Genomic DNA, 26,955 nt, shown 5'->3' on the forward strand with positions numbered 1-26,955 from the left:
AAGAGAGCAGCAAAACCAGCGGGAAACGAAGAGTTATCCACACCGGAATAGATGTACTAGGCTGTCTCGGGGTGGGTCAGATTTAGATGAAAACGGTGGGTTAAGACTCGGTGAAAATCAACACTCGGCGGAATTCGGGAAAAAATAGACTCTACCGTTTCTCAAAATCGCTGACCATGATTCATCTCACGCCAATGCGATATTTCATGCGGGGCCACATAGTCCACAACAGAAAGCGGGGAGTGAATTAGCCGCTGGCTGAGCCGCATCCGACCTTCACTTGGATAGCTCTCCCATCTCGTCATGGCCAAAGAAAGCCCTTATACCCGAAATGTAGCCTCAAGTTTTGCGGCATAAACGAGCAACTGCCCGCTAAAGTTCCGCGTCGCCTCTCCCCTGTAACCACGCGGTAACCCGATCCTTGATCTGCTGCACATCCATGCCGCAGCAGGGATAACGAAAACACTCGCTAGCCTCATTAAAAGCTAGCGAAACGGCCCCAAGCCGCACCGACATAGGCTTGCCGAGATATGGCAATTCCGCTTCATCGCGCCATTCCGCCCCTGTCTGCCATTCGATCAGTTTCGAAAAAATCCACTTCTGCTTCTTGGTGATAGCGTTCTCGATATCGGCAATCGTCGCCCACCGCAGCGCGGTGATCGTCAGCCCGGTCGCATCATTGAGAAACCCGATCGGCTTACGTGACGACCGTTTAAGTCGATACTGCAGCGAACACGCGCTGAGTTCGAGCGTGCGCAGCCGCTTGCCATCCGGCGCAACAGGCGCCTTACTGGGAGAAAGCAGCAGGAGAGGGAGGAGCGGAGGAAACTACTACGGACTAGAAGGGCTCCATCGCGTCATTCAGGAACGGGGCCGTATGTGGCGCAGATACCTGGCTACGAATCTCCAATTCGCGGGCCTGCTGCTCAAGGCGATTCTGCTTATGCCGCAAAGGCAGATACGGCAATCAGGACCGCGCGCGGTGCAACGCCCGGTTGCACCAAGACGACGCGACGAGGTTCGTTTTTGAAGCTTGAAGGAACAGCGAGTGGTGACTGTGCCCCTCACATCCCCGGCACCATCTCCGGCGGATGTTGTTTGAGCTGCTTCCTGGCCTCGCGAAACTCCGGAAAAATCGACTCCACGGTCTGCCAGAACCGTGGACTATGATTCATCTCCCGCAGATGCGCGAGTTCATGCGCGACCACATAGTCAACGATAGAAAGCGGAAAGTGAATCAACCGCCAGTTGAGCCGAATCCGCCCCTCGCTTGAGCAGCTTCCCCATCGCGTCATGGCTGAAGAAAGCCCATACGACCGAAACGTAACCCCAAGCTTCGCGGCATAAACCAGCAGTCGCTCGCCAAAGATCCGCGTCGCCTCGCCCTGCAGCCACCCGGTAACGCGATCCTTGATCTGCTGCGCGTCCGCATGCGGTGGTAGTGGCAACGAAAGCACCCGCGTAGCCTCATCAAACGCGAGCGAACCAGCCCCAAGCCGCACGCGCATAGGCTTGCCGAGATAGGGCAATTCCGCCCCATCGCGCCAGTCCACCTTCGGCAGCGCGCGCTGCTCCACCCGCGTCTGCCACTCGATCAGCTTCGAAAAGATCCACTTCTGCTTCTCGGCGATGGCGTTCTCGATATCCGCAATCGTCACCCAGCGCGGCGCAGTAATCGTGAGGCCCGTCGCATCGATAGCAAACCCAATCGATTTCCGCGATGACCGCTTGAGCCGGTACTGCAGCGTCCTCGCACCCAGTTCGAGCGTACGCAACCGCGTGCCGTCTGGAGCGAGCGGAGCAAGCGGCGCCTTGGGCGCCTTACCAGGCGGCAACGTAGCAGGTGAAGCGGGAGAGGAAGAAGGCGTAGCAACCGTCCCCGCCTCAGAAAACAGCGGAAGATCGAGTTGCTGATGGTCAAGCGCCGCGGCGTGGCGCGGCGAGGGGGACTTCTGCATCGTCAGGTCGGGTGCGGGTTGGCGTGAGCGGCCCGCGCGGCGGATGGCCTGTCGAATCCGGCGAATAACCCCGCCGAATAAGCCGACCCTGAAAGCCGGCCAGATCACCTAGCCGTCAAATCTTCGCGGGTTTAGCCGAGGAGCCATCCGTTTCGCGGTACGCGTCCGGATCGATGCGGCGCATTTCGGCTTCGATCCAGGTTTCCACGCGCGTATTCACTTCGTCGGGCGTCAGCCCCGTGGTATCGATGGGCTTGCCGATCGACACCGTGACTATACCCGCATATTTGATGAACGAGTTACGGGGCCAGACGTGGCCGGCGTTGTGGGCGATCGGCACCACCGGCGCGCCCGTTTCGATGGCAAAACGCGGGCCGCCCGTCTTGTACTTGCCGGTCTTGCCCACGGGAATGCGCGTGCCTTCGGGGAACATGATCACCCATGCGCCTTCAGCCATACGCAGCTTGCCCTGGCGGATCACCGAGGTGAACGCGTTCTTGCCTTCCTTGCGGTTGATATGAACCATCTTCAGCATGCCCAGCGCCCAGCCGAAGAACGGGACGAACATCAGTTCGCGCTTGAACACGTAGCACAGCGGACGCGGCATCAGCGCGGGAAACGCCAGCGTTTCCCATGCCGACTGGTGCTTGGAGAGCAGCACGGCGGGGCCGTTCGGCAGGTTCTCCATGCCTTCGATGCGATAGCGGATGCCAACAAGCCAGCGCGCCACGAACAGCGTCGAGCGGCACCAGCCCACGGCCATCCAGTAGCGCCGCGTGGCGTTCATGAACGGGAACGCGATGAAGCACGCGGTGGCGTACGGCATCGTGTAGACGATCAGATAAATGAACAGCAGCAGGGAGCGGATAAAGCGCATCGGGTGGAACCGTTCGGGGGAGCCGACCAGCCTGAGTTAAGGTCAGGCCGATTCGTTGGAGAGAAAATCCAGCGCGAAGGCGCGCAGGTCGTTGTGGATCTGCGTGCCTTCGGGCAGGCCGCCTGCCGCGAGGGTTTTCTGGCCCTTGCCGGTCAGCACCAGGTGCGGCCGGCAGCCCAGCGCCGCGCCCGCTTCGAGGTCGCGCAGCGAATCGCCCACCACGGGCGTATCGGCAGGATCGATCTCGAAACGGTCGGCGATCATCTTCAGCATGCCGGGCCGGGGCTTGCGGCAGTCGCAGTGATCCTGCGAGGTGTGCGGGCAGAAAAACACCGCGTCGATGCGCGCGCCCACGGCCGCGGCCTGGCGGTGCATCTTCGCGTGCATTTCGTTTAGCGCCGACGTGTCGAACAAGCCCCGGCCAATGCCGGACTGATTCGTCGCGACAGCGACGCGATAACCCGCCTGGTTCAGGCGGGCGATCGCTTCGAGGCTGCCCGGCAGCGCGACCCATTCGTCCGGCGACTTGATGAAGGCGTCGGAATCGGCGTTGATGACGCCGTCGCGGTCGAGGATCACGAGCTTGCGGTTGGAGCTGTTCGGCATGGTGTCGTGTCAGGTTTGTCGTGTCACGACGGCCGTTACGCCGCGAGTCGCGAGATGTCGGCCACGCTGTTCATCTGGCGATGCAGTGCCTTGAGCAGCGCGAGGCGGTTGGCCCGCAGCGCCGGATCTTCGGCATTGACCATCACGTCGTTGAAGAACGTGTCGACGGTTTCGCGCAACGCCGCGAGCGCCGTCAGCGCGCCGGTGTACTCGCGCGCGGCCAGTTGCGATTCCACGCGCGGTGCGACCTGTTCGAGCTGGGCGTAGAGCGCTTTTTCGGCGTTCTCCGTCAGCAGCGCGATCTGCACGCCACCGTCTTCCGCACCCTCGGACTTCTTGAGGATGTTCGAGATGCGCTTGTTGGCCGCTGCCAGCGCCGCTGCTTCGTTGAGCGCCGCGAATTCGCGCACGGCGTCCAGACGTGCGATCACGTCGTCGAAGCGCGTGGGGTTCAGCGCCAGCACGGCGTCCACTTCCTGCGCCGCATAGCCGCGCTCGCGCAGCTGGCCGCGCAGTCGGTCCATGCAGAATTCGTAGATGGCCTGCGTCGATTCCGCCACAGCCTCGATGCCCGCGAATTGCGCGTAGGTCGTGCGCAGCAGTTCAACGAGGTCGAGCGGCAACTGCTTTTCGACGAGGATACGCAGCACGCCCAGCGAGTGGCGGCGCAGTGCGAACGGGTCTTTCTCGCCGGTGGGCGCAAGGCCAATGCCCCAGATGCCGACCAGCGTTTCCAGCTTGTCCGCGAGCGCGACGATGGTGCCCGTGGGCGTGCCCGGCAGCTCGTCGCCGGAGAAGCGCGGCTGATAGTGCTCGGAGCAGGCGATGGCCACTTCTTCCGCTTCGCCGTCGTGGCGCGCGTAGTAGGTGCCCATCGTGCCTTGCAGCTCGGGGAATTCGCCGACCATGTCGGTCAAGAGGTCGGCCTTGGCCAGACGCGCGCCGCGCTGTGCGAGCGCGACATCGGCGCCGCACATGCCGGCGATGGCGCCCGCGATCGCTTCCAGGCGCTCCACGCGCTGCAGCGTCGAGCCGAGCTTGTTGTGATAGACCACGTTGGCGAGCAGCGGCACGCGGTCGGCCAGCGTCTTCTTCTTGTCCTGCTCGAAGAAGAACTTGGCGTCGGCCAGACGCGGGCGCACCACGCGCTCGTTGCCTTCGACGATCTCGACCGGGGTGTCGGTCTCGATGTTCGAAACGATCAGGAAGCGCGAGCGCAGGCGGCCTTCGTCGTCGGTCAGCGCGAAGTACTTCTGGTTCGTCTGCATCGTGAGGATCAGGCATTCCTGCGGCACCTGCAGGAATTCGTCCTCGAACTTGCAGGCGTACACGACCGGCCATTCGACCAGCGAATTCACTTCGTCGAGCAGCGCTTCGGGCATCACGACTTTGTCGTCGCCGGCCTGCTCGATGAGTTGAGCCTGGATCGCGTCGCGGCGCGCGGCGTAGCTGGCGATCACGCGACCCTTGTGCTGGAGCGTGTGCGCGTAGTCGTCGGCGTGCGTGATGGCGATCAGGCCTTCGGACAGGAAGCGGTGTCCGCGCGTGGTGTCGCCGGCGTCGACGCCGAACGCGCTCACCGGCACGATCTCATGGCCGTGCAGCGCGATGAGGCGATGCACCGGGCGCACGAACTGCACGTCGCTGCCGTCGGGGCGCTGATACTTCATGACCTTCGGAATAGGCAGTTTGGCGAGCGCTTCGTCGAGCACGGCCTGCAGGCCGTCGGCGAGCGTTGCGCCCGGCGCCGAGTAGCTCAGGTAGAGCGCTTCGTTCTTGCCTTCGCCGGCGCGTTCGAGGTCGCCCACCGGGAAGTCGGGGAAGCCGAGCGCCGCGAGTTTCTTCGCGAGCGGCGCGGTGGGCTGGCCGTTGGCGTCGAGCGCAACCGAAACCGGCAGCACTTTTTCGCGCACCTGCTTTTCGGGCGCGACGCTGCGCACATTCTTGATCGTGACGGCCAGGCGGCGGGGCGTGGCGAAGCGTTCGAACGACAGATCGCCTTCGATCAGGTCGCGCGCGGCGAGGCGCTGCGCGATGCCTTCGGCGAAAGCGTCACCGAGGCGCGCGAGGGCCTTCGGCGGCAGTTCCTCGGTCAGCAGTTCGACGAGGAGAGTGGCTTGATGAGCTTGGGTCATTGTTGTCGGAGATCCGGTCATTCCTCGCCGAACTTGCGTTCGACCTTCAGCGGCGGTGCCCACGCGGGCATCGCGGCGTCCTGTTCGTCGGTGGTCAGGCCCGGCACGCCGTGCACGGGGTTGCCGAGCATCGGGAAGCCGAGCTTTTCGCGCGATTCGTAGTACGACTGCGCCACGCTGCGCGAGAGCGCGCGAATGCGGCCGATGTACGCCGCGCGCTCCGTCACGGAAATCGCGCCGCGCGCGTCGAGCAGGTTGAAGGTGTGGCCGGCCTTGAGCACGAGTTCATAGGCGGGCAGCGCGAGCTGCTGCTCCATCATGCGCTTCGCTTCGCTTTCGTACGCGTTGAAGAACGTGAACAGCAGGTCGACGTTGGCGTGCTCGAAGTTGTAGGTCGATTGCTCGACTTCGTTCTGGTGATACACGTCGCCGTAGGTGAGACGGCGAATTTCCGGGCCGTTCGGGCCTTGCTCTTCCCACTCGGTCCAGACGAGGTCGTAGACGTTCTCGACCTTCTGCAGATACATCGCGAGACGCTCGAGACCGTAGGTGATTTCGCCGAGTACCGGCTTGCAGTCGATACCGCCCACTTGCTGGAAGTAGGTGAACTGCGTGACTTCCATGCCGTTGAGCCACACTTCCCAGCCCAGACCCCAGGCGCCGAGCGTCGGGTTTTCCCAGTCGTCTTCCACGAAGCGCACGTCGTTCTGCTTCAGGTCGAAGCCGAGCGCTTCGAGCGAGCCGAGGTACAGGTCGAGGATGTTTTCCGGTGCGGGCTTGAGCACCACCTGGTACTGGTAGTAGTGCTGCAGACGGTTGGGGTTCTCGCCATAGCGGCCGTCTTTCGGGCGGCGCGAGGGCTGCACATAGGCGGCTCGCCACGGCTCGGGGCCGATCGCGCGCAGGAAGGTATGGACGTGCGAGGTGCCCGCGCCGACTTCCATGTCGATCGGCTGGAGCAGCGCGCAGCCCTGCTTGTCCCAGTAGGACTGGAGCGTCAGGATGATTTGCTGAAACGTGAGCATGTGTGCCTGCAGTGTCTGCGGTGTCTTGTAGGGCGGAAGACGCGGGTTGCGGCGGCAGGCGTGGCCCGCGCGGCGACCGGTGCGTGGCGGCCTGGTGCTGAAACGATGAATTTTACCGGATTGGCGCGGCCTTGAGACCGGCGCGGGGTTGGCGCGCCGGTTTGGCCTCCGGTTTGATCTGCGGGATCAGGCCTTCTTGCGGCCGATGCGTGCCGGTCCGAACGCAAAACCGAACGCCAGCATCAGCAGCGAAACGGCGATCACGGTGTTATTGCCGCTCGTCACATAGGGCGTGAAACCCTGCGTGCCCGCGATGCGCACGTCGATCGAACCGATCGTGAAAGCCGGCAGACGCGCGATCACATTGCCATGCGCGTCGATCGCGGCGGTCGCGCCGGTATTGGTTGCACGCAGCATCGGCCGGCCGGTTTCGAGCGAGCGCATGCGCGCGATCTGCAGATGCTGGTCAAGCGCGATGGTGTCGCCGAACCATGCCAGATTGGTCGAATTCACCAGAATGCCCGGCGAAACCGGATTCTCGCGCACGGTGCGCGCGATTTCCTCGCCGAAGATGTCCTCGTAGCAGATATCGACGGCCACCGGCTGGTTGTGCACGAGGAAGGGCGGCTGCACGGGCGCGCCACGCGCGAAATCGCCCAGCGGGATGTTCATCAGGTTCACGAACCAGCGGAAGCCCCAGGGCACGAATTCGCCAAACGGCACGAGATGGTGCTTGTCGTAGCGATACAGGCTGTTCTGGCCCGGCGTCACGCCAAAGAGGCTGTTGGTGTAATCGACCACGCGGCCATCGGGCGTGATCGTGCCGCCCACGGCGCCGAACAGGATCGAGGTGTGCGTGCTGTCGGCAAAGGCGCGGATGTCGCGGCCGAACTTCTCCGGAATCTCCTGAACCAGCACCGGCACCGCGGTTTCCGGCGTGACGACGAGATCGGCGGGTTTTTCGGTGATGAGTTTCTGGAACTCGTTGAGCGCGTCCTGCGTGCCGGATTCGGAGAACTTCATGTCCTGCTTGACGTTGCCTTGCAGCAAGCGCACGTCGAGCGTCGCGTTTTCGGGATGCGTCCAGTTCACGCGCGGCAGCAAAAGCCCCGCGACGATCACGCCGAGCGCAATGACCGCAGCCGTGAGCGCGCCGCCGCGCGCGCGGCGCAGGCTGACGAGCGTCTGCACCAGCAGCGCCGCGACCAGCGCCAGCACCCAGCCCACGCCATACACGCCGACGATCGGCGCGAACCCGGCGAGCGGCCCGTCCACCTGCGCGTAGCCGCTGGAGAGCCACGGGAAGCCGGTGAAGATATAGCCGCGCGCCCATTCGCCCAGCGCCCAGGCGCTCGCGAACGCAAAGGCGCCGTGCCAGGTGGGCGAGAACGGCCGCGCGTCGGCGGCCATGTTGCGGCTGTGGCGCGCGTGTCCCGCGCAGAACGACCACAGCAGCGCGGCGAGCGCCGGATAGACGCCCAGATAGAGCGAAAAGAGGCCGAGCGCCGCGCCCGCAAGCGGGGCGGGCATGCCACCGTAGAAGTGCATGCTCACATACAGCCACCAGACGCCGGTGACGAAGTTGCCGAAGCCGAACGCCCAGCCCGTGAAAAGCGCGCTCTTCCAGCCGGTGGTACGCGTGAGCCAGAAATAGAGGCCCGCGAAGAGTGCGATTTCCAGCCAGCCGCCGTGGGGCGTCGGCGCGAACGAGAGCGTGTTGAGCGCGCCCAGCGCGAGCGCGGCGAGGTAGTGCCACGCGGGCAGGGCGCGGCGCGCGTGGGCACGGGCGGCGGGTTGTGCTGTCCGCGCGTTGTCGCGCGTGCGGGAATCGATCGGTTCGGCCATGGATTTGCGGTGGCGCTGAGGGCGGGCTGCAGGCACGCTCTGGGCGCACGGTGTTTCAATTCGAGGACGGTCGCTGACGCGCCATGCGCGCAGCGAGCGCAACGATAGCATTTTCGCGCGTCAGGAATTTGTGACGGCGGGCGACGATGGCGCAAAACGTTCGGGGACCGATCGCTTCACCGGTCATGGCGCCAATAAAAACGCCGGCGCAAAGGCCGGCTTTATTTCAGCGAAGGGCCGAACTCAGGTGCCCGGCGGCGCCAGTGCGGCTTCGCGCTGCCCGGCCATCGGGTCGCGGCGCACCAGCAGCATGTGCACTTGGCGGGCATCGGCGCGCAGTACCTCGAAGATCAGATCGTCGATGCGCACTTTTTCGCCACGATGCGGCACATGCCCAAAGTGATTCGTCACGAAGCCGCCGATCGTATCGACTTCCTCGTCCGAATAATGGGTGCCGAACGACTCGTTGAACTGCTCGATCTCGGTGAGCGCGCGCACGCGGAAGCGCCCGTCGGGCGAGGCGATGATGTTGCCGCTTTCCTCGTCGAAGTCGTATTCGTCTTCGATATCGCCGACGATCTGCTCCAGCACGTCCTCGATCGTAATCAGCCCGGCCACGCCGCCGTACTCGTCCACCACGATGGCGATGTGATTGCGGTTCTGGCGGAAGTCGTGCAGCAGCACGTTCAGGCGCTTCGATTCGGGGATGAACACGGCTGGGCGTAGCATGCCGCGCACGTCGAATTCTTCTTCCGCGTAGTAGCGCAGCAGGTCTTTCGCGAGCAACACGCCAATCACGTTGTCGCGGTTGCCCTCGTAGACCGGATAGCGCGAGTGCGCCTTTTCCAGCACGAAGGGAATGAAATCGTCAGGGCTCTCGGCGATGTTGATCGCGTCCATCTGGGCGCGCGGCACCATCATGTCGCGCGCGCACAGTTCGGACACCTGGAACACGCCTTCGATCATCGACAGCGAATCGGCGTCGATCAGATTGCGCGCGTGCGCGTCCTGGAGGATTTCGAGAAGCTCGCTGCGCGAGTCGGGCTCGGGCGAGATGAAGTCGGTCAGCCGCTCGAGAAGGGAGCGCTTTTCCTGCGGTTTGTCGGTGTGTCGTCGACTGGGATAGGAGTCGTTCATGGTGGTGCGCCCTTGGCCTGTTCGTGACCTGGCGCGCTGTTGCGGAAGGGAAAGGATACATCATGCGTGTGGCGCGCCCATGTATGGGATGCCACGCAGCCCATCCTATCGCAGATGGGCGGGCGCCGCGTGGCGGAAAAAAACGCCGATCGGGCGGCGCCGCGCGATCCTGCGGTGATGACTGAGTTCCGCCGCTTTTTAAGGGATTTATTGACGACGGTCAGGCTCCTTGTCCCTCTTTTACTTTTTGCTTTCTGCGATGCGGCTTTAATGGCCACCCAGTCCAGTCAGGAAACAGGAGGCCAAGATGGTCAATTCATCGTTGCGCAACGCCGCGTGGTGCGTGCCGGCGCTGCTCATCATGCTAGGCGGTTGCGCGACGGAAGCATCGCGGACCCTGCCGGTTGCGCAAGTGGCCGTTGCCGCCACGCCTTATGCGGGCAAACCGGTGGCCGTCGCCGTCGGCAAATTCGATAACCGCTCAAGCTACATGCGCGGCATCTTCACCGACGGCATCGACCGTCTGGGCGGCCAGGCGAAAACCATCCTCATCACGGCGCTCCAGCAGAGCGGGCGCTTCAACGTGCTCGATCGCGACAATCTCGAAGAGATTCGCCAGGAAGCGGGCTTCGCGAAGCAGGCTCAGGCGCTCAAGGGCGCGCGCTACGTTCTTACCGGCGATGTCACCGAGTTCGGTCGCAAGGAAGTCGGCGATCAGCAACTGTTCGGCATCCTCGGCCGCGGCAAGAGCCAGGTCGCCTACGCCAAGGTCAGTCTCAACGTGGTGGATACGGTGACGTCCGAAGTCGTGCTGTCCGCTCAGGGCGCGGGCGAGTACAGCCTGTCGAGCCGCGAGGTGATCGGCTTCGGCGGCACCCAGGGCTACGACTCGACGCTCAACGGCAAGGTGCTCGACATGGCGATTCAGGAAGCCGTCAACCGCCTGTCCGAGCGGGTCGATGGCGGCGCGCTCGGCGCTGTTCGCTAGGTTGCCGACGGATTTCCGGCGGATGCGGTCGGTATGCCCGGCATCCGCGACAAAAACTATTTTGAGATTTTTGCGATGAAACAACGATCGAATCGCCTGCGCGGGGTGACGCTCGCCGGCATGGCCGCAGCGGGCGTCATCATGGTCGGCTGCGCCAGCCCGTCAACGCCGCCGCTATACGGCTGGGAGGGCTACCAGCCGCAGGTCTACGACAATCTGCAGGGCAAATCGAGCCCTGACGCCCAGATCGACGCACTCGAAAAGAGCCTGCAGCAAATGCGCGGCAAGGGTGAGCGTCCGCCGCCTGGCTTCCATGCACATCTGGGCGCGCTTTACGCAAGTGTGGGCAAGGGACAGCAGGCCCAGCAGGAATTGCTGGCCGAGAAAGAAGCCTTTCCCGAATCGTCCGCGTACATGGACTTTCTGTTGAAGAACCTCACGAGATAAGACCGCCCATGTTGAATCTTTCACACCTCAAGTCGCTGGTCGTGCTGGCGATGGCTGCGACGCTTGCCGCATGCGCGGGCGCGCCGAAGCAGGCCGTCGATTACACCGCGCTGCGCGCCGCCAAACCGCGCACGATCGTGGTCCTGCCGCCGCTGAACGAAACCGCCGACGTGAACGCAACGAACGGCATGCTTTCGCAGATGACGATGCCGCTGGCGGAATCCGGCTATTACGTGCTGCCGGTCGCCGAAGTCGCGGAAACCTTCCGCCAGAACGGCCTCACCACGCCGGCGGACATTCAGGAAGTCTCGCCTGCGAAGCTGCGGCAGATCTTCGGCGCGGACGCCGCGCTCTACACGAAGGTGACGCAGTACGGCTCGGTTTATCAGGTGGTCGATGCCAATACCTACGTGGGCGCGTCCGCGAAGCTCGTGAGTCTGGGCAATGGCGACGTGCTCTGGCAGGGCACGGCGAGCGCGAACGGCAAGGAACTTGGCAATGCGTACGTGGGTGGGGGTTTGATCGGCGCGCTGGTGCAGGCGGCGGTGAAGCAGATCGCGCACTCATTGAGCGACGAAAGCCAGAAGGTGGCGGGACTGACGAGCCGCAAGCTGCTTTCGGCCGGACAGCCGAACGGCTTGCTGTACGGGCCGCACTCGCCCAAATACGGCACCGACTGAATGACGCGGTTCGATTAGAACCTTCGCGTGATGGTTTTAGCCGCGGCGCTGCCGCGGCTTTTTCATTCCTGCGCGCAGCGCACCAGCAACCTTTCCAGCGCGCGATCCGGCATGCCGCTTTCGCGCAGCGCTTCCACGGTGCGGCGCACGTAGTCGAGCGTCGTGCCATAACGGCCGCTGGCGCAGCCGAACACGGTGCGCACGGTGTCTTCGCCGAGCTTGCCGGTATAGGTGGCCACATCGCGCCGCATAACGAAAGCCAGCGCCGACACGCGCCGCCCGTCCGCTAGCACGCACGGCAGCCACGCGGGCCGATACGAGCCCATCGGCATTTCGCGCCGCCACAGCGCTTCCATATGCGGCATCACTCCGTCGGCGGCGAGACGAAATGCCACGCCTGCGCACGAACCGCCGCGATCGAGCGCGAGCACGAGGCCCGGTTGCTCGGGCGTGCCGCGATTCACGCGCGACCACAGATACAGCCCGCGATGGTAGCCGTGCACGCGCGAGCGCACGCTTTCGACGGTCGGCAAACCGGGGTTCCAGATCAGCGAGCCATAGCCGAACAGCCAGATATCGCTCTTACCGTCCCATTGCTTGAGCGTGCAGTCGAGCGAGGCGCGCAGTTCGTCTTCGCTGAGCAGGCGCGATTCGCCCAGATATGGCGGATAGCCGGGGCAGGGCGCCGCGCTCTCCACCCGCTCGCTTGCCTCGGAGCGGGGCACTTCACCAGAAACGTTCGAGCGCTTGTCGTTGAGCTTGTCGTTCATGTCGGGCTGGGCAGGAGAGCGGGGGATCGTGCGATCGTGCCCTTACTTGTACGGGTCGGGAAAGCCTAGCGAGGCGAGGACTTCGGTTTCGATGCCTTCCATCTCTTCGGCTTCGGCGTCGTCCTCGTGATCGTAGCCCTGCGCGTGCAGCGTGCCGTGCACGAGCAGGTGAGCATAATGCGACGACAGCGGCTTGCCCTGTTCGGCTGCTTCCTTCGCCACCACCGGGCAGCAGAGGATCAGGTCGCCGGTCACGGGATCGTCCTCGCTCTCCGCGTAGGCGAAGGTGAGGACGTTGGTGGCGTAGTCCTTGCCGCGATAGGTGCGGTTGAGCGTGCGGCCTTCTTCGGCGTCGACGAAGCGCACGGTCAGTTCCGCGTCGGCAAAGAGCGCCGCCTTGATCCACGCGGCCACGGTTGCGCGGGGCAGCGCGGCCTTGTGCTCGGGGAACGCCTTCGCGGCGGGGAACTGCACGTTCAGTTTGAGTTTCGGTGCGCGTGCCATGATGTTGTGTCGATCGGGCGGGTTAGCGCCCGTCGACCTTGGCCTCGTCCTTCTTCAGATGCGCCGCGTCGTAGGCTTCGACGATACGCGCGACGAGCGGGTGACGCACCACGTCCGCACTCGTGAAGTGCGTGACGGCGATGCCGCGCACGTCCTTCAGCACATGCTGCGCTTCGATCAGGCCGCTCTTGTGGCCGCGCGGCAAGTCGATCTGCGTGGTGTCGCCGGTCACGACCGCCTTCGAGCCAAAGCCAATCCGCGTGAGGAACATCTTCATCTGTTCGGGCGTGGTGTTCTGCGCCTCGTCGAGAATGATGAACGCGTGATTGAGCGTACGGCCGCGCATATAGGCGAGCGGCGCGATTTCGATCATCTGGCGCTCGAACATCTTCGCGGTCTTGTCGAAACCGAGCAGATCGTAAAGCGCGTCGTACAGCGGGCGCAGATACGGATCGACCTTCTGCGACAGGTCGCCTGGCAAAAAGCCCAGACGCTCGCCCGCTTCCACAGCCGGACGCGTGAGCACGATGCGCTTGACCTGATCGCGCTCGAGCGCGTCAACGGCGCAGGCCACCGCAAGATAGGTCTTGCCCGTGCCCGCCGGCCCGATGCCGAAGGTCACGTCGTGCGAAATGATCTGCTTGAGGTACTCGCGCTGCGCGGGCGTGCGACCGCGCAGGTCGGCGCGGCGCGTGTAGAGCTTCGGGCCTTGTTCCTCGATGTCGATATCGAGGCCGGCCGGTTCGTCGAACGGGTGGTCCGGATCGCCGCGAAAACGCGGATCGATCGCTTCGTCGGCGTTGTTGCCGTTGCCGCCGTTGCCATTGCTGCGCACGCCCATCGCAGCCGGATGACGCGCTTCGACCAGCGCAAGCTGGATATCGTCCACGGACAGCGGATCGCGCGCCTTGTTGTAGAAGTTTTCGAGCGCGGCCAGCGCGAGCTTCGCGCCACGGCCACGGATCGAGATGCGATGCCCGCGACGCGCGAGCGTGACGTCGAGGGCTTGCTCGATCTGCCGCAGGTTCTCGTCGAGCGGACCGCAGAGGTTGGCGAGCCGCGCGTTGTCGTCGTGCGGCGCGGTGAATTCCAGATGCTGCTGATTCGGCTTCAAGGTGTCTCTGAACTCCCGTGTTCCGTGGAGGGCGCGCAGGCGCGCCCGGTGCGTGACTTAACGCTTAACGCGACATTTAGTGCGAAACCGCCGCATTGCCCTCGTGCGCGAGCACCAGCTCGCCGCGCAGCGAGTGCGGGTAGGCGTGATTGATCTTCACGTCGATCATCTGGCCAATCAGGCGCGCGTGCGAAGCGATCGGCGCCGGGAAGTTGACCACGCGGTTGTTCTCGGTGCGGCCCGACAGTTCGCTCGGGTCCTTGCGCGACGGGCCTTCGACCAGAATGCGCTCGACCCGGCCCACCATCGACTGGCTGATGCGCTGCACGTTCTCTTCGATCGTGGCCTGCAGATGCTGCAGACGCTTGAGCTTCACTTCGCGCGGCGTGTCGTCTTCCAGGTTCGCGGCGGGCGTGCCCGGCCGCGGGCTGTAGATGAACGAAAAGCTGGTGTCGTAGCTCATCTCTTCGACAAGCTTCATGGTCTTTTCGAAGTCCTCTTCCGTCTCGCCCGGGAAGCCAACGATGATATCCGTCGACAGCGACAGGTCAGGGCGGATCGCGCGCAGCTTGCGGATCACCGACTTGTATTCGAGCACCGTGTATCCGCGCTTCATCGCCATCAGCACGCGGTCCGAACCGTGCTGCACCGGCAGGTGCAGATGGCTCACGAGCTTGGGCACCTTGGCGTAGGTGTCGATCAGACGCTGCGTGAATTCCTTCGGGTGCGAAGTGGTGTAGCGGATGCGCTCGATGCCGGGGATTTCCGCGACATATTCGATCAGCGTGGCGAAGTCGGCGACATCTTCAGCGCCTTGCGTGAGCGCGCCCAGATACGCGTTGACGTTCTGGCCAAGCAGCGTGACTTCACGCACGCCCTGGTCGGCCAGACCCGCGACTTCGGTCAGCACGTCGTCCAGCGGACGCGAGACTTCTTCGCCGCGCGTGTAGGGCACGACGCAGTAGCTGCAGTACTTCGAGCAGCCTTCCATGATCGAGACGAAAGCGCTCGGGCCTTCCACGCGCGCGGGCGGCAGATGGTCGAACTTTTCGATTTCGGGGAAGGTGATGTCGACCTGCGCACGGCCCGAGGCGCGGCGCGCGTCGATCATCTGCGGCAGGCGGTGCAGCGTCTGCGGGCCGAACACCAGATCGACGTACGGCGCGCGCTGCACGATGGAGGCGCCTTCCTGGCTCGCCACGCAGCCGCCCACGCCGATCAGCAGGTTCGGGTTCGCTTCTTTCAACTCGCGCACGCGGCCGAGTTCGGAGAACACCTTTTCCTGCGCCTTTTCGCGCACCGAGCAGGTGTTGAACAGGATCACGTCCGCATCTTCGGGCGTGTCGGTCTTCACGAGGCCTTCAGCCGCGCCGAGTACGTCGACCATCTTGTCGGAGTCGTACTCGTTCATCTGGCAGCCGTAGGTCTTTACATAAACTTTTTTGGTCATCGGGTTTCGCCGTTCGCAGTGGTTCACCTGGGGGCGTCGTCCGGTTGATGCACTCAATGCACGTCGGGACTACGGTGAAAAATGAGGGCTGAAACGGGTGGCCGGGCCGCGAGGGCTTGGGGCGCACTGTGGGGCGGTTCGCTTGCGGCTTTTAGTGGTGCGGTTGCGTACGCGATATTGCGCAAGCTTCGCTTCTTATGCCGCCGTTTTTCGACGCAAACCGTCGTTCAGCCGAATCCGACATTATAGCCTTATGCCTCGACGCGTTTGCGGCGGCGCGAGCGGCCCGCGGTGCTGCCGCTCGCCACGCTGGCGACCTCGCCGCAAGCGTCTTCGGCGCCGGGCACGAGCGCGCTCAACTCGCCCGAAGTCTGCGCGAAACGCTCGGTCAGAAACTCCAGCAGCGCGCGCACGCGCGGCGCCAGATAACGGTTGCGGTGATAGAGCGCGTGCACGGGCGCATCGGCGTAGCGCCAGTCGGGCATCACGATCTGCAGGCGCCCGGCGCGCAGGTCGTCGGCCACGTCCCAGATCGATTTCACCGACAACCCATAACCGCACAGCGTCCACTGGCGCACGGCTTCGCCGTCTGAGCTTTCCAGCGCGTTTTCCAGCGGCACGACGTAGGTCTGCGATTCGACACCGCGCTTGCCATGAGTAAACCGCCATTCGTTGACCGGTCCCGCTGGCGAGCCGATCACGATGCAGTCGAAGCGGGCCAGATCGGCCGGATCGCGCGGCTCGCCGTGTTTCGCGATGTATTTGGGCGCCGCGCACAGCACGCGCGGGTTGGGCGCGAGCCGCCGTGCGACCAGCGAACTGTCGCTGGGGATGCCGAAACGGATCGCCAGATCGATGTCTTCCTGCACGAGATTCGAGATCGAGTCGGTAAGCGTGAGCGCGAAGCGCACTTCGGGGTAGCGCGCGCGGAACTCGTCGAGCCACGTCATCAGCAGATTGCGGCCGAAGTCGGAAGTCGCCGAAATCCGCACCTTGCCGCGCACCGCGTTCTGGCCCTCCTGAAGCGCAGCCTTGGCGTCGTCGAGCGAGCGCAGCGCGTGTTCGCTACAGGTGAGATAACTGCGTCCTTCGTCGGTGAGCCGCAACTGGCGAGTGGTGCGCTCGAACAGGCGCGCATGCAATTCGGCTTCGAGCCGCGCGAGGCGTGCGCTTGCCGCAGCGGGCGTGAGGCCGAGCTTGCGGCCCGCCGCCGAGAGGCTGCCGAGCCGCGCCGCCTCCACGAAAAGGCGCACATCGCCGAGATTGTCCATACGCGATTATTAGATGCCGATTGAAAATGCTTCAAATGCTACGCCAATTATCAAAATCGCGTAGAGCGCCGACAATGCGCGTGTTTTTACGGGTTTTCCCTCGCGGCCTTGCTTTGTGGGGGCCAAGGACACGCCATGCAACTCGATCACGTCACCCTCGTCACGCCCGATCTGGAAGGCGCGCGCCGCTTTTTCTGCGATATCGCCGGTCTGGAGAACGGCCCGCGTCCGCCTTTTTCTGTGGGCGGCTACTGGCTGTATTCGAGCGGTCTGGACGCCCGCCCGATCGTCCATCTGGTCGAGGCGACGATGCCCGGCGCGCGGCCCGCACGCGTCGCGCCGCGTTTCGATCACGTGGCGTTGCGCGTCGCGCCCGGCGACGAGTGGCAGGCGTTGCTCGCGCGGCTCGTGGCGCACGACGTGCCGTACCAGGTGGCGGACGTGCCCTTGACCAACGAGCGCCAGCTTTTCGTGGCGCTGGCGCCTGGCGTCGTCGTCGAGTTTGTGACGGCGGCGCGCTGATCCGCACTGATCCGCACTGACCGTTTATCCAACATCCCAGGCTTCATCCGGAGATTTCGATGCCTATCCCCTTGCTCGCGCTGGCGATCAGCGCCTTTGCCATCGGCACCACCGAGTTCCTCATCATGGGCCTGCTGCCCGATGTCGCGCGCGATCTGGGCGTGACGATCCCTGCCGCCGGACTGCTCGTGACCGGCTACGCACTGGGTGTGGCGGTGGGCGCGCCGCTGCTCGCCGTGCTCACCAGCCGCATGCCGCGCAAGCTCGCGCTGCAACTGCTGATGGGCGTGTTCATCGTCGGCAACGTGATGTGCGCTCTTGCCGATAACTACTCGCTGCTGATGGTCGCGCGCGTGGTGGCCTCGTTTGCGCACGGTTCGTTCTTCGGCATCGGCGCGGTGGTGGCGGCCTCGCTCGTGCCGCAGGAAAAGCGCGCCAGCGCCATCGCACTGATGTTCACGGGGCTTACGCTTGCGACGGTGCTGGGCGTGCCGTTCGGCACGGCCATCGGCCAGCAGTTCGGCTGGCGCGTGGCGTTCTGGATCGTGAGCGCGCTGGGCGTGATTTCGCTGATCGGCGTGAGCGTGCTGGTGCCGAACCAGCACGACAGCGGCCCCGTCAGCCTGGGTCACGAAGTGCGCGTGCTGCGCGATCCGCAAGTGTGGATGGCGCTCGGCATGACGGTGCTGGGCTTTGGCGGCGTGTTCGTGGTGTTCACCTATATCGCGCCGATTCTGGAGCAGGTGAGCGGTTTCTCGCCGCGCGGCGTGACGCTCATGCTGGTGCTGTTCGGCGTGGGGCTCACGCTTGGCAACACGCTTGGCGGCAAGCTGGCGGACCGCGCGCTGATGCCGTCGCTGATGGGCATTCTGGTCGCGCTGGCCGTGGTCATGGCGATTTTCACGAAGACCAGTCATGCGAGCGTGCCCGCCGCCGTCACGCTGTTCGTGTGGGGCATCGCCGCGTTCGCCACCGTGCCGCCGTTGCAGATGCGCGTGGTTGCGAAGGCCGCTGCCGCGCCGAATCTCGCCTCGACGCTCAATATCGGCGCCTTCAACGTGGGCAATGCGCTGGGCGCGTGGCTGGGCGGTCTGGCGATCGCGCGCGGTGTGGCGCTCGATGCGCTGCCGTGGGTGGCGGCGGCGGTCGCGATTGCGGCGCTTGTGCTGACGTGGATCGCGGCGCGGCTGGACTCGCGCAACACGTCTTCGAAACCGGCGAACGCGGTCAAAGTCGCGGTGCAGCAGGACGCGTGCTGAAGCGGTAACGGAGGCGTTGGCCGACACCTTGCGCGCATATCGTCAGGACGCGAAAGCATTCCCGAAATCGCGCTCTGCAATGCTGATATCAGTGTGAAGATAACTTCGTTGGGCGCGGCCGGAGCCGATGCTAGTCTTGCCTCCATTCAAGTTCTAGCGCCACTAACGGCGCGCCTGGGAGGCAGCCATGCATTCACCGCTCGCGCTCGTGAGGGACGCGCAGGCCGATCGTCCGAACGTACATCGCAGTACTACGCATCGGACGACGGATTCGCAACATGACATCGCCGACGATCTCGGTGTGCCGTCATCGGCGTTGTCCGCCGATGCACTCGGCACGAACGGCGCCGTGCGCGGCGAAGGCCCGTTCGACGCGCTCGAATATCTGGTTGGCGTAAATCTCGCGCGACTGCGTGCCGAGCGGCAACTGTCGCTCGACGCCCTGGCCCGCGCCTCGGGTGTCTCGCGCGCCATGCTTGCGCAGGTCGAGTCGGCGCGCAGCGTGCCGTCGATCAAGGTGCTGTGCAAGGTGGCGGCAGCGCTCAAGGTGTCGGTATCGGCGTTTTTGCGTCGCCATGCGGTGAGCGGTTTCGAGCATTTGCCTGCCGATCGCGCCGCACGCCGCGTCAGCGCCGATGGCCGTTATTCGGCGCGCGCGCTGTATCCGGAAGACGGCCCGGCCACCGCCGAATTCCACGAACTGCGCATCGCGCCGTTGCACACGGAGCCGGGCACGCGCCGCGCGCCGGGCACGACGGTCAATCTGGTGGTGAGCGAGGGCACGCTGGAAGTGAGCGTGCACGACCGCCGCCAGTTGCTGGCGACCGGCGACGCCATCGTGTTCGATGCCGACCAGCCGCACAGCCTGCGCAATCCCGGCGACACCGAAGCGCGCGTGTTCCGCGTGACGCTCAACGCCGAAACGCCGCCGCGCTGGGATGTGCCGCAAGGCGTGGGCGTGGGCGTGAACGACAACGGCAACGGCAACGGCGAAGCGCTGGCTGCGCAACAGCCGGCGTGAGCGCAGCCCAAAAACGGCGTGGTGCAGTGCACAAGACCCGCCGCGCGCCTTTTGTCTACTGGTTTTTTACCGCGCTGCACGAAAGTGCGGCCTGTTGTATTCTTTGCCCGCCGGCTAAATCAGGCCGGTAATCAGTGCGTCTTCAGGGCGGGGTGAAATTCCCCACCGGCGGTAAGCCGGCTGCGCCGCAAGGCAACAGCCAGCAAGCCCGCGAGCGCCCGCGCGAAGTGGTTTGAATGTGCGTGGGGTCAGCAGATCTGGTGCGAAGCCAGAGCCGACGGTCATAGTCCGGATGGAAGAAGATGTGCAGATGGTCATGTTTGCCCATCCGCCGCGGCTTTCCGGCCTGCGCGCGTGTCATCGTCGATTGGCTTTACCGGTCGATTTTCGAGATGCGTGGCGTGTGCCGGACGACGTGCGACGGGGATTCCTGTCTGTTTGCAATGCCCTGAAACGTTTTTCGCCCAACTCTTGCGAGGAGCGTTTCACATGTCCTTTACCCGCAATGCTGTATCCGCCGATGCGCCGTTCGACGCCATCGCCGATCTTCCCCTGCTCGAAACCGAAGCCGTGCCGCCGCGCATTGCCGCCGCGCTGCAAGCCATGCGCGAAGGCCGTCCGGTCGTGCTGCAGGACGACCACGACCGCGAAGACGAAGCCGATCTCGTCTGCGCCGCCGAGCGCCTGACCAACGAGACGATGGCGCTGTTCATCCGCGAGTGCAGCGGCATCGTCTGCCTGTGCCTGTCCGACGAGAAAGTCGAAGCGCTCGAACTGCCGCCGATGGTCTCGCATAACGAAAGCCGCAACCGCACCGCCTTCACGGTCTCGATCGAGGCGCGCGACGGCGTGAGCACGGGCGTGTCGGCGGCTGACCGCGTGACGACGATCCGTGCGGCCATCGCCGCCGATGCGAAGCCCGAACACATCGTGCGTCCGGGCCACGTGTTCCCGCTGCGCGCGCAGCCGGGCGGCGTGCTGGCGCGCCGTGGCCACACCGAAGGCACGGTCGATCTGGCCGCGCTGGCGGGTCTGGCTCCTGCCGGCGTGCTGTGCGAGCTGATGAACCCGGACGGCACGATGGCGCGCGGCCAGCAGGTCGACGACTTCGCGAAGCTGCACAATCTGCCGATGCTCACGATCGCCGAGCTGGTCGAATTCCGCGAGTCGCTGGCGCTCGCGCGCGAGCGTAGCGCCGAGCTGGTTTGAGGCTCACGGACGCTGTGATGAGGCGTCCTTGAAAGCGAAAACGGCGCGTGTGGCCTTTATGGCCCACGCGCCGTTTTACTTGTCAGGCGGCTTATTGAATCGGCTTAAGACTGCACGTCGCCGAACTCGCCGCGCACGCCCGCTTCCACCAGCGCGGGCAGTTCGTCCATGTGTTCCATGATGCGCGTGATGCCCATCTCGCGCAGCACGTCGGCATAGCCCGACGGGATATGGCTCGCGCCCACGAAGGCGATCGTCTTCATGCCCGCCGCGCGCGCGGCGTTCAGCCCGGAGAGGCTGTCCTCGACCACCAGGCACCGCGACGGCTCGACGCCGAGCGTTTGCGCCGCATGCAGATAGACATCGGGATAAGGCTTGGGCCGCGAGACCATTTCGGCGCTGAAGATCCGGTCGCCGAAGATCGTGTCGAGCCCGGCGCGCCGCACCGAGGCGTGCACGCGCGTGAGGCGGCTGTTCGAGACCACGGCGGCGGGCAGCTTGACCTGGCGCAGTGCGTCGCGCACGCCGTTGATCGGACTCACCGATTCGGCGATCGCGACTTCGCAGTTGTGATCGATGGTGTCGAGAAAATTCTCGGGCATCGTCAGATCGAAGCGCGTGGCGACATCGGCGAGAAAACGCGAGGTCTGCTGGCCGAATGCGCCAGCCACGGCGGCGCGGAAATCGACGCCGGGAAACGTGCGGCTGAGGGTATCGAAGATGACGTGGTCGGCAATGACTTCGCTGTCGACGAGCACGCCGTCACAGTCGCAGATGAGATGGTCGATCATGCGCAAGACGAAAAAGGCGGGGACGCTCGCGACCTGAAATCAGGCGGCGAGCCCGCGTGGGCCGGCAAGGCGGGACGTTTGAAAGCCTAATGATACGTGCTTTTGCGGGCATGGCGTCGGCTCGCAGGGGCGGTGGCCGCGCGGGCCGTGCGTCCTGGGTGTCGCGCACGCCGGGCGATGCGACAATGAGCGATCAATTCGACAGTGGGGAAAGCGATGCGTGGACTTGCGATGACCGGCGCGGCGGTGCTCATCGTATGCGCGGCCGTGGGTGTGAGTGGCTGTGCGAATACGTCGGGGCTGGTGGGGGGATGGCGCGCGCCGCCTTTCGCCGACCTGCAGCAGATGTGCGGCGCGCAGCAGCCCGATTACGGCGCAGACACGCAGGCCGTCTATTCGGCGGTTTATGACGCCTATGTCGCGAACCGCCACGGCAAGCTGCCGCAGGATCAGTTCTGCGGCTTCCAGGCGGGCCTCGCGCAGCATTACGCGGCTAACGCCGGTGGCGCCGCTTCGCCGGGCGCCGCCGCGCGGAATGCCTGGGTCGAGTATCTCAACGCGCAGCGCGCGCAGGCGCTCACCTGGCGCGCGTCGGCGGACCCCACCTTGCGCGGCGGTTGAGCGAGCGGGAAAGAACGTGCAGCGATAAAAAAATGGTCACGCGGGCATGAAGCGCGCGGGTCCGCGTGACCATGCACTGCAGGCGCAAACGTCTACTGCCGTGCGCCTGCATCGGGGATGGGCTCGACACAGCGTTCTGGCGGACGATCCCAACGTCCGCACAGGTCGAGAGAATGGGGTGAGTGACGGATCGTTCCGGGAAGGCTCGCCGGGTCAGGAAAACCGTTTGATCGCACGCAACGCAGAATCGCCAATTTCAGTCAGCCGCCATTGCTGGAGGCCGGAGGCGAGGCGTTCCAGTTGGACGAGTTGGCGTTCGAGGAGGGCGTCCAGTTCTTCGCGTTCCATGTCAATCTGATTGGGCGCGTCCTTCACTAGCAGCAGGGTGGCGAATTCATGCGGACTCAGCATCTTTCTCTCCGTGTTGCCGCATCAGAGGTCAACGCGCGCGTGGGCTTAAGCGACGAGCTGACAGTCATGCGGTGGGCGTGCGTGAAAGCCTGCGACGGCGCGATGCGCATGCCGGATGGGCGGATCGTTTGCTGTCGTGCGTCATGAGCCTGAAAGGCCATCGACGAATCAACCAAACGACATCCAGCCTGGATCGGCGCCGGGGAACTGCAGTGTAGGCAAACGCGTTGCGTTGTACAAACCACACCCCAAAAATATTCCCTTTGACATTCGGCGCCTGCAGCGGCGGTCGAGCCGCGCGCGCAGATCCTTGATTTCACTTGAAGTTCGTGCCGCGATGCAAGAATGCGCAATGATTCGCGCCGCGTCGCGCCACGCCGTATCGTTTGAATCGACAGGCTTCAAGGCTGCGCACCGCTGGCGCGCACATCGTCAAGCGGCCAGCGTGGAAGGATTCCTCAGTTATGCGTTTTAGCCCTTTATCCCATTGACGCCAGCTTTCAGGCGCGCCAATTGCACAGGATTGCAAACCGTTGTACGCCCGCAGCCAACGGGCGCGGCGCGAAATGCGGCCCCCAGCGTGTTTGAAAGGCAGGCTCGCATCCGCAGTCAGCCGTGCTCTGCATCAGTCAGGCCAGGCGTCCATAGAGGCTTACAAAGTCGATACTGCCCGGAACTGGCGGGATCGGGATCGGTCTGTGCTATCGGACTGCAGCTTTGCAGAACAGCAGCTAAGATGAAGTTAAAAGGGCTAGTACCTTTCGCTACGCGGCCTGGGCGCAAGACCGGCTAGCGAGGACCGGTGCAGCATGGGCCGATACCGCTTTGGGAGCACGACAGAATGCGCAATGATATTGAGCCAGGTCATGTGATGCCTTGGCGCATCGAAGACATCGACCTCACGCGGATCGACCGCCAACGTGCCGCAGCCAACGAAGACCTGCTGCTGCTTCTGTGCGCGGCATCGTTTATCGAAAGCGGCTCGGACCTGTACACGAGCAACCTGAGCGTGTTCTTCAACGGCGATCCGGAAGTTTCCGACTGGCTCAACAACGAGTGGGAGCACGAGGAACTCCAGCACGGCCGCGCGCTGAAGACCTACATCAACTACGTGTGGCCGGAATTCGACTGGGATACCGCCTTTCGCAACTTCTTCGAGGAATATTCGAAGACCTGTTCGTTCGAAGAGTTCGAAAAGACGCGCGCGCTCGAAATGGTTGCGCGCTGCGTGGTGGAGACGGGCACGGCCACGCTCTATCGCGCGATCAACGAATGTTCGGACGAGCCGGTGCTCAAGGAAATCACCGACAACATCCGCACCGACGAAGTGCGTCACTACAAGCACTTTTTCAAGTACTTCAAGAAGTACAACCAGGTTGAAGGGCACGGGCGCATCGCCGTGCTGGGTGCGCTGATGCGCCGCGTGATGGAGATCAAAAACGAGGACTCGGAGATCGCGTTGCGTCATGTGTTCGCGATCCGCTATCCCGACCGCGCGAAGGATTCGGCTTATAACCGCGAACTCACCGCGCGCGTGAACAAGCTGGTGCGCCACAATCTGTCCGCCGACATGTGCGTGAAGATGTTGCTCAAGCCGCTCGATCTACCCGCGCGCATTGCTCCGAGCGTGCTTTATCCGCTCACGAAGATCACGCAGCACGTGTTCTTCCGCTGATTTTTCGGCGTCGATAAAGAAAAAGCCCGCTGTCTAGCGGGCTTTTTTTGCATCAAGATGCGGTTTGTGCCGATCAGCGGTCGCGCTGGCCGTTGCCGTCGCGGCGCGAGCCGCCCTGACGTCCGCCGCCGCCGAGCAGGGCGCCGGGGTTCGACTGCGGCTTGCGCTGCGGACGGCCCAGTGCGCTCTCGTGCGAGACGCCGCGCTGGCTTTCGCGGCGCGTGTGTTCGCCACGGTTGCCCGGGTTGGCGTTGTGGTTCGCTGCGGCTTGTTGCTTCACGGGCTTCGCGGTGCGGATAGCGTTCGATGCCGGTTTGGCCGCGCGCTGGCCACCATTGCCACCGCCGTTGCCACCATTACCGCCGCCGTTGCCCGCCGAAGCGCGATTGCTTTCACGGCCACCCTCGCGACCACCTTCACGGCCACCCTCGCGATTGCCGCCGCGCGACTCGCGGCCTTGCGCGGGCTTCGCGCCGCCGCCATTGCCACGTTCGCCACCGTTCGCGCCTTGCGACGCGCCGCGTCCCTGGCCTTGCTGGCCACGCCCTTGCTGCTGACCGCGTCCTTGCGGCTGGCCACGGCGCTGGATCGGCTCGGGCTTCGCGTTCGGGTCCGGCTCGAAGCCGGGAATCACTTCCTGCGGCACCGCGCGCTTGATGAGGCGCTCGATATCCTTGAGCAGCTGATGCTCGTCCACGCACACGAGCGACACCGCTTCGCCCGTCGCGCCCGCGCGGCCCGTACGGCCGATGCGGTGCACGTAGTCTTCCGGCACGTTCGGCAGGTCGAAGTTGACCACATGCGGCAGTTGATCGATGTCGATGCCGCGCGCGGCGATGTCGGTTGCCACCAGCACCTGCAGCGTGGCGTCCTTGAACTCGGACAGCGCGCGCGTACGCGCCGACTGGCTCTTGTTGCCGTGGATCGCCAGCGCGCTGATGCCGTCCTTCGTAAGCTGTTCGGCCAGACGGTTCGCGCCGTGCTTGGTGCGCGTGAACACCAGCACCTGGAACCAGTTGTGCTGGCGGATCAGGTGCGTGAGCAGCTCGCGCTTGCGGTCGCGATCGACCGGATAAACCTTCTGCGCCACGGTTTCCGCCGTGGTGTTGCGGCGTGCGACTTCGATCAGCGCGGGCGAGTCGAGCAGGCTGTCGGCGAGTGCCTTGATCTCGTCGGCGAAAGTGGCCGAGAAGAGCAGGTTCTGGCGCTTGGGCGGCAACTTCGCGAGCACGCGCTTGATGTCGTGGATGAAGCCCATGTCGAGCATGCGATCGGCTTCGTCGAGCACGAGGATTTCGAGCTGCGAGAGGTCGATGGTCTTCTGCTGCATGTGGTCGAGCAGGCGGCCAGGCGTCGCCACCACGATGTCCACGCCGCGCTTGAGCGCGTCGATCTGCGGATTGATGCCCACGCCGCCGAACATCACCGTCGACTTGATCTTCAGGTACTTGCCGTAGGCGCGCACGCTTTCTTCCACCTGGGCGGCCAGCTCACGCGTGGGCGTGAGGATCAGCGCGCGCACCACGCGCTTGCCGTTCGCGGCCGGAGCGGCGCTGTCGGTCAGGCGTTGCAGGATCGGCAGCGTGAAGCCTGCGGTCTTGCCGGTGCCAGTCTGCGCACCGGCGAGCAGGTCGCCGCCGCCGAGCACGGCCGGGATGGCTTGCGTCTGGATGGGCGTAGGCGTGGTGTAGCCGAGTTCGTTGACAGCGCGGACCAGCGGTTCGGACAAGCCGAGAGAATCGAAAGACATAAACACCTGTTGTATTGCAGTATCGCGGGCGGCAGGCGCTGCCGTTATCCGGCGCGCCAGGATCCGCTCGCGTTGATTCGGACGGCACGCCAGTGCGCGCGCCGCTTGTCGGCGCTTCTCAGGAGCGCCGGCTGGCATGGGTTTGCATCGCGCGGCCGCGGACACTGCGGCCGCCGCGCGATATGACTTCGTGTGGATTCCCGGAGGGATGCGTCAGGCGACGTAGCCTGCGACGCTCACGAATTGACAGACGCTCCCGGCTAGCACGAACAGATGCCAGATTCCATGTCCGTGCCGGATGCGTTCGTCATTGACGAAAAAATAAATGCCGACGCTGTAGATGATGCCGCCGGCCAGCAGCCACGCGACGCCGCCTGTGGGCAACGTGCTGATGAGCGGCTTGACCGCGACCAGCGCGAGCCAGCCCATCACCACGTACAGCACCATCGACAACATCCGCGTGCGGCGCCCAAGCGTAAGCTCCTGCGCAATGCCGAGTGCGGCCAGCCCCCAGCTTACGCCGAAGAGCGACCAGCCCCACGGCCCGCGCAGCGTAACGAGCGAGAACGGAGTATAGCTGCCCGCGATCAGCAGATAGATCGCGGCATGGTCGCACTTCTGCAGCACGGCCTTGATGCGCGGCCCGCGCACACCGTGATACAGCGTGGAAATCGTGTACAGCGCGCACAGCATCGCGCCGTAGACGGCGAAGCTCACGACCTTGTACGCGTCGTGATCGAGCGCCCCGAGCGTCACGAGCGAAACCAGCCCCGCGATCGACAACATTGCGCCCACGAGGTGAGTAATGCTGTTCAGACGCTCACCAGCGTGCATGACGACAACTCCTTGTTCTTCTTGCCCCGCAGCGTCGCCATGCCGATTCTGGGTC

The 26,955-nt window shown here is 64.4% G+C and carries 26 protein-coding genes and 1 riboswitch; of the genes, 9 read left to right on the top strand and 17 right to left on the bottom strand.

Annotation, left to right across the window (positions count from 1 at the left end; translation table 11 throughout):
* Positions 1 to 161: 161 nt before the first annotated feature.
* The 8 genes from VG320_RS31205 to VG320_RS22110 all read right to left on the bottom strand — a co-directional run bounded on the left by VG320_RS31205 (position 162) and on the right by VG320_RS22110 (position 9,583).
* Positions 162 to 305 carry a YgjP-like metallopeptidase domain-containing protein gene (locus VG320_RS31205; RefSeq protein ID WP_414696095.1) on the bottom strand — a complete coding sequence of 48 codons (144 nt, stop codon included), beginning with the start codon at positions 303 to 305 and terminating at the stop codon, positions 162 to 164.
* Positions 306 to 1,064: 759 nt separating this feature from the next.
* Positions 1,065 to 1,958, bottom strand: a complete 894-nt coding sequence (locus tag VG320_RS22080) for a SprT family zinc-dependent metalloprotease (protein ID WP_327202196.1) — start codon at positions 1,956 to 1,958, stop codon at positions 1,065 to 1,067.
* Between the two features lie 115 nt (positions 1,959 to 2,073).
* Complete coding sequence (locus VG320_RS22085) at positions 2,074 to 2,835, bottom strand: lysophospholipid acyltransferase family protein (RefSeq protein ID WP_327202197.1); 762 nt, start codon at positions 2,833 to 2,835, stop codon at positions 2,074 to 2,076.
* 42 nt (positions 2,836 to 2,877) lie between these two features.
* On the bottom strand, positions 2,878 to 3,441 hold the full coding sequence (gene gmhB, locus VG320_RS22090) for a D-glycero-beta-D-manno-heptose 1,7-bisphosphate 7-phosphatase (protein WP_327202198.1): 564 nt from the start codon (positions 3,439 to 3,441) through the stop codon (positions 2,878 to 2,880).
* A 35-nt stretch (positions 3,442 to 3,476) separates the two neighbouring features.
* A complete protein-coding gene (gene glyS, locus VG320_RS22095; protein ID WP_327202199.1) occupies positions 3,477 to 5,576 on the bottom strand; it encodes a glycine--tRNA ligase subunit beta in 2,100 nt (699 codons plus the stop codon).
* Between the two features lie 17 nt (positions 5,577 to 5,593).
* Positions 5,594 to 6,601 (bottom strand): glycine--tRNA ligase subunit alpha, encoded by a 1,008-nt coding sequence (gene glyQ, locus VG320_RS22100; protein WP_327202200.1) that lies wholly within the window; start codon positions 6,599 to 6,601, stop codon positions 5,594 to 5,596.
* Positions 6,602 to 6,787: 186 nt separating this feature from the next.
* Complete coding sequence (gene lnt / locus VG320_RS22105; protein ID WP_327202201.1) at positions 6,788 to 8,446, bottom strand: apolipoprotein N-acyltransferase; 1,659 nt, start codon at positions 8,444 to 8,446, stop codon at positions 6,788 to 6,790.
* 243 nt (positions 8,447 to 8,689) lie between these two features.
* The gene (locus VG320_RS22110; RefSeq protein ID WP_327202202.1) at positions 8,690 to 9,583 is read right to left on the bottom strand and encodes an HlyC/CorC family transporter; all 894 of its coding nucleotides are present in this window, start codon (positions 9,581 to 9,583) and stop codon (positions 8,690 to 8,692) included.
* Positions 9,584 to 9,890: 307 nt separating this feature from the next.
* Between VG320_RS22110 and VG320_RS22115 the strand changes: the two genes are divergently transcribed.
* The 3 genes from VG320_RS22115 to VG320_RS22125 all read left to right on the top strand — a co-directional run bounded on the left by VG320_RS22115 (position 9,891) and on the right by VG320_RS22125 (position 11,698).
* On the top strand, positions 9,891 to 10,571 hold the full coding sequence (locus VG320_RS22115; RefSeq protein ID WP_327202203.1) for a CsgG/HfaB family protein: 681 nt from the start codon (positions 9,891 to 9,893) through the stop codon (positions 10,569 to 10,571).
* Positions 10,572 to 10,646: 75 nt separating this feature from the next.
* Positions 10,647 to 11,018: a DUF4810 domain-containing protein gene (locus tag VG320_RS22120; protein ID WP_327202230.1), complete on the top strand. Its 372-nt coding sequence runs from the start codon at positions 10,647 to 10,649 to the stop codon at positions 11,016 to 11,018.
* A gap of 8 nt (positions 11,019 to 11,026) precedes the next feature.
* Positions 11,027 to 11,698, top strand: a complete 672-nt coding sequence (locus VG320_RS22125) for a DUF799 domain-containing protein (protein WP_327202204.1) — start codon at positions 11,027 to 11,029, stop codon at positions 11,696 to 11,698.
* Between the two features lie 62 nt (positions 11,699 to 11,760).
* Here the strand turns inward: VG320_RS22125 and VG320_RS22130 are convergent, their stop codons facing one another.
* The 5 genes from VG320_RS22130 to VG320_RS22150 form a co-directional block, all read right to left on the bottom strand.
* Complete coding sequence (locus VG320_RS22130; protein ID WP_327202205.1) at positions 11,761 to 12,468, bottom strand: gamma-glutamylcyclotransferase; 708 nt, start codon at positions 12,466 to 12,468, stop codon at positions 11,761 to 11,763.
* A 42-nt stretch (positions 12,469 to 12,510) separates the two neighbouring features.
* Positions 12,511 to 12,972 (bottom strand): rRNA maturation RNase YbeY, encoded by a 462-nt coding sequence (ybeY, locus tag VG320_RS22135; protein WP_327202206.1) that lies wholly within the window; start codon positions 12,970 to 12,972, stop codon positions 12,511 to 12,513.
* Positions 12,973 to 12,994: 22 nt separating this feature from the next.
* Positions 12,995 to 14,086 carry a PhoH family protein gene (locus VG320_RS22140; protein WP_327202207.1) on the bottom strand — a complete coding sequence of 364 codons (1,092 nt, stop codon included), beginning with the start codon at positions 14,084 to 14,086 and terminating at the stop codon, positions 12,995 to 12,997.
* Positions 14,087 to 14,162: 76 nt separating this feature from the next.
* Complete coding sequence (miaB, locus tag VG320_RS22145) at positions 14,163 to 15,536, bottom strand: tRNA (N6-isopentenyl adenosine(37)-C2)-methylthiotransferase MiaB (RefSeq protein ID WP_327202208.1); 1,374 nt, start codon at positions 15,534 to 15,536, stop codon at positions 14,163 to 14,165.
* 251 nt (positions 15,537 to 15,787) lie between these two features.
* Positions 15,788 to 16,807 (bottom strand): LysR family transcriptional regulator, encoded by a 1,020-nt coding sequence (locus VG320_RS22150; protein ID WP_327202209.1) that lies wholly within the window; start codon positions 16,805 to 16,807, stop codon positions 15,788 to 15,790.
* Positions 16,808 to 16,942: 135 nt separating this feature from the next.
* On the opposite strand from VG320_RS22150, the gene VG320_RS22155 reads away from it, so the two are divergent.
* From VG320_RS22155 to ribB, 4 genes are all read left to right on the top strand, one after another.
* On the top strand, positions 16,943 to 17,329 hold the full coding sequence (locus VG320_RS22155) for a VOC family protein (protein ID WP_327202210.1): 387 nt from the start codon (positions 16,943 to 16,945) through the stop codon (positions 17,327 to 17,329).
* A 59-nt stretch (positions 17,330 to 17,388) separates the two neighbouring features.
* A complete protein-coding gene (locus VG320_RS22160; RefSeq protein ID WP_327202211.1) occupies positions 17,389 to 18,588 on the top strand; it encodes an MFS transporter in 1,200 nt (399 codons plus the stop codon).
* A 187-nt stretch (positions 18,589 to 18,775) separates the two neighbouring features.
* Complete coding sequence (locus VG320_RS22165) at positions 18,776 to 19,609, top strand: XRE family transcriptional regulator (protein WP_327202212.1); 834 nt, start codon at positions 18,776 to 18,778, stop codon at positions 19,607 to 19,609.
* 134 nt (positions 19,610 to 19,743) lie between these two features.
* A riboswitch (FMN riboswitch) is annotated at positions 19,744 to 19,917 on the top strand.
* 181 nt (positions 19,918 to 20,098) lie between these two features.
* Positions 20,099 to 20,818, top strand: coding sequence for a 3,4-dihydroxy-2-butanone-4-phosphate synthase (ribB, locus tag VG320_RS22170; protein WP_327202213.1), 720 nt, complete (start codon positions 20,099 to 20,101; stop codon positions 20,816 to 20,818).
* 104 nt (positions 20,819 to 20,922) lie between these two features.
* Here ribB and VG320_RS22175 read toward each other — a convergent pair whose 3' ends face one another.
* A complete protein-coding gene (locus VG320_RS22175) occupies positions 20,923 to 21,609 on the bottom strand; it encodes an HAD family hydrolase (protein ID WP_327202214.1) in 687 nt (228 codons plus the stop codon).
* Positions 21,610 to 21,825: 216 nt separating this feature from the next.
* Between VG320_RS22175 and VG320_RS22180 the strand changes: the two genes are divergently transcribed.
* Positions 21,826 to 22,230 (top strand): hypothetical protein, encoded by a 405-nt coding sequence (locus VG320_RS22180; protein WP_327202215.1) that lies wholly within the window; start codon positions 21,826 to 21,828, stop codon positions 22,228 to 22,230.
* Positions 22,231 to 22,443: 213 nt separating this feature from the next.
* On the opposite strand, the gene VG320_RS22185 is transcribed toward VG320_RS22180, so the two are convergent.
* Positions 22,444 to 22,641, bottom strand: coding sequence for a hypothetical protein (locus tag VG320_RS22185; protein WP_028217863.1), 198 nt, complete (start codon positions 22,639 to 22,641; stop codon positions 22,444 to 22,446).
* Between the two features lie 841 nt (positions 22,642 to 23,482).
* Here VG320_RS22185 and VG320_RS22190 point away from each other — a divergent pair.
* Positions 23,483 to 24,316, top strand: coding sequence for a ferritin-like domain-containing protein (locus VG320_RS22190; RefSeq protein ID WP_327202216.1), 834 nt, complete (start codon positions 23,483 to 23,485; stop codon positions 24,314 to 24,316).
* A 73-nt stretch (positions 24,317 to 24,389) separates the two neighbouring features.
* On the opposite strand, the gene VG320_RS22195 is transcribed toward VG320_RS22190, so the two are convergent.
* Both VG320_RS22195 and trhA read right to left on the bottom strand, forming a co-directional pair.
* Positions 24,390 to 26,066 carry a DEAD/DEAH box helicase gene (locus VG320_RS22195; protein ID WP_327202217.1) on the bottom strand — a complete coding sequence of 559 codons (1,677 nt, stop codon included), beginning with the start codon at positions 26,064 to 26,066 and terminating at the stop codon, positions 24,390 to 24,392.
* Positions 26,067 to 26,279: 213 nt separating this feature from the next.
* Positions 26,280 to 26,900, bottom strand: a complete 621-nt coding sequence (gene trhA, locus VG320_RS22200; RefSeq protein WP_327202218.1) for a PAQR family membrane homeostasis protein TrhA — start codon at positions 26,898 to 26,900, stop codon at positions 26,280 to 26,282.
* Positions 26,901 to 26,955 lie beyond the last annotated feature (55 nt).

The sequence above is a fragment of the Paraburkholderia sp. genome (assembly GCF_035948235.1).
Classification (GTDB): Bacteria; Pseudomonadota; Gammaproteobacteria; order Burkholderiales; family Burkholderiaceae; genus Paraburkholderia.

Excerpts from the sequence above, each read along its gene's own strand:
- VG320_RS31205 (WP_414696095.1), bottom strand. The coding sequence starts at position 305 with ATGACGAGATGGGAGAGCTATCCAAGTGAAGGTCGGATGCGGCTCAGC.
- VG320_RS22080 (WP_327202196.1), bottom strand. The coding sequence starts at position 1,958 with ATGCAGAAGTCCCCCTCGCCGCGCCACGCCGCGGCGCTTGACCATCAG.
- VG320_RS22085 (WP_327202197.1), bottom strand. The coding sequence starts at position 2,835 with ATGCGCTTTATCCGCTCCCTGCTGCTGTTCATTTATCTGATCGTCTAC.
- gmhB (WP_327202198.1), bottom strand. The coding sequence starts at position 3,441 with ATGCCGAACAGCTCCAACCGCAAGCTCGTGATCCTCGACCGCGACGGC.
- glyS (WP_327202199.1), bottom strand. The coding sequence starts at position 5,576 with ATGACCCAAGCTCATCAAGCCACTCTCCTCGTCGAACTGCTGACCGAG.
- glyQ (WP_327202200.1), bottom strand. The coding sequence starts at position 6,601 with ATGCTCACGTTTCAGCAAATCATCCTGACGCTCCAGTCCTACTGGGAC.
- lnt (WP_327202201.1), bottom strand. The coding sequence starts at position 8,446 with ATGGCCGAACCGATCGATTCCCGCACGCGCGACAACGCGCGGACAGCA.
- VG320_RS22110 (WP_327202202.1), bottom strand. The coding sequence starts at position 9,583 with ATGAACGACTCCTATCCCAGTCGACGACACACCGACAAACCGCAGGAA.
- VG320_RS22115 (WP_327202203.1), top strand. The coding sequence starts at position 9,891 with ATGGTCAATTCATCGTTGCGCAACGCCGCGTGGTGCGTGCCGGCGCTG.
- VG320_RS22120 (WP_327202230.1), top strand. The coding sequence starts at position 10,647 with ATGAAACAACGATCGAATCGCCTGCGCGGGGTGACGCTCGCCGGCATG.
- VG320_RS22125 (WP_327202204.1), top strand. The coding sequence starts at position 11,027 with ATGTTGAATCTTTCACACCTCAAGTCGCTGGTCGTGCTGGCGATGGCT.
- VG320_RS22130 (WP_327202205.1), bottom strand. The coding sequence starts at position 12,468 with ATGAACGACAAGCTCAACGACAAGCGCTCGAACGTTTCTGGTGAAGTG.
- ybeY (WP_327202206.1), bottom strand. The coding sequence starts at position 12,972 with ATGGCACGCGCACCGAAACTCAAACTGAACGTGCAGTTCCCCGCCGCG.
- miaB (WP_327202208.1), bottom strand. The coding sequence starts at position 15,536 with ATGACCAAAAAAGTTTATGTAAAGACCTACGGCTGCCAGATGAACGAG.
- VG320_RS22150 (WP_327202209.1), bottom strand. The coding sequence starts at position 16,807 with ATGGACAATCTCGGCGATGTGCGCCTTTTCGTGGAGGCGGCGCGGCTC.
- VG320_RS22155 (WP_327202210.1), top strand. The coding sequence starts at position 16,943 with ATGCAACTCGATCACGTCACCCTCGTCACGCCCGATCTGGAAGGCGCG.
- VG320_RS22160 (WP_327202211.1), top strand. The coding sequence starts at position 17,389 with ATGCCTATCCCCTTGCTCGCGCTGGCGATCAGCGCCTTTGCCATCGGC.
- VG320_RS22165 (WP_327202212.1), top strand. The coding sequence starts at position 18,776 with ATGCATTCACCGCTCGCGCTCGTGAGGGACGCGCAGGCCGATCGTCCG.
- ribB (WP_327202213.1), top strand. The coding sequence starts at position 20,099 with ATGTCCTTTACCCGCAATGCTGTATCCGCCGATGCGCCGTTCGACGCC.
- VG320_RS22175 (WP_327202214.1), bottom strand. The coding sequence starts at position 21,609 with ATGATCGACCATCTCATCTGCGACTGTGACGGCGTGCTCGTCGACAGC.
- VG320_RS22180 (WP_327202215.1), top strand. The coding sequence starts at position 21,826 with ATGCGTGGACTTGCGATGACCGGCGCGGCGGTGCTCATCGTATGCGCG.
- VG320_RS22185 (WP_028217863.1), bottom strand. The coding sequence starts at position 22,641 with ATGCTGAGTCCGCATGAATTCGCCACCCTGCTGCTAGTGAAGGACGCG.
- VG320_RS22190 (WP_327202216.1), top strand. The coding sequence starts at position 23,483 with ATGCGCAATGATATTGAGCCAGGTCATGTGATGCCTTGGCGCATCGAA.
- VG320_RS22195 (WP_327202217.1), bottom strand. The coding sequence starts at position 26,066 with ATGTCTTTCGATTCTCTCGGCTTGTCCGAACCGCTGGTCCGCGCTGTC.
- trhA (WP_327202218.1), bottom strand. The coding sequence starts at position 26,900 with ATGCACGCTGGTGAGCGTCTGAACAGCATTACTCACCTCGTGGGCGCA.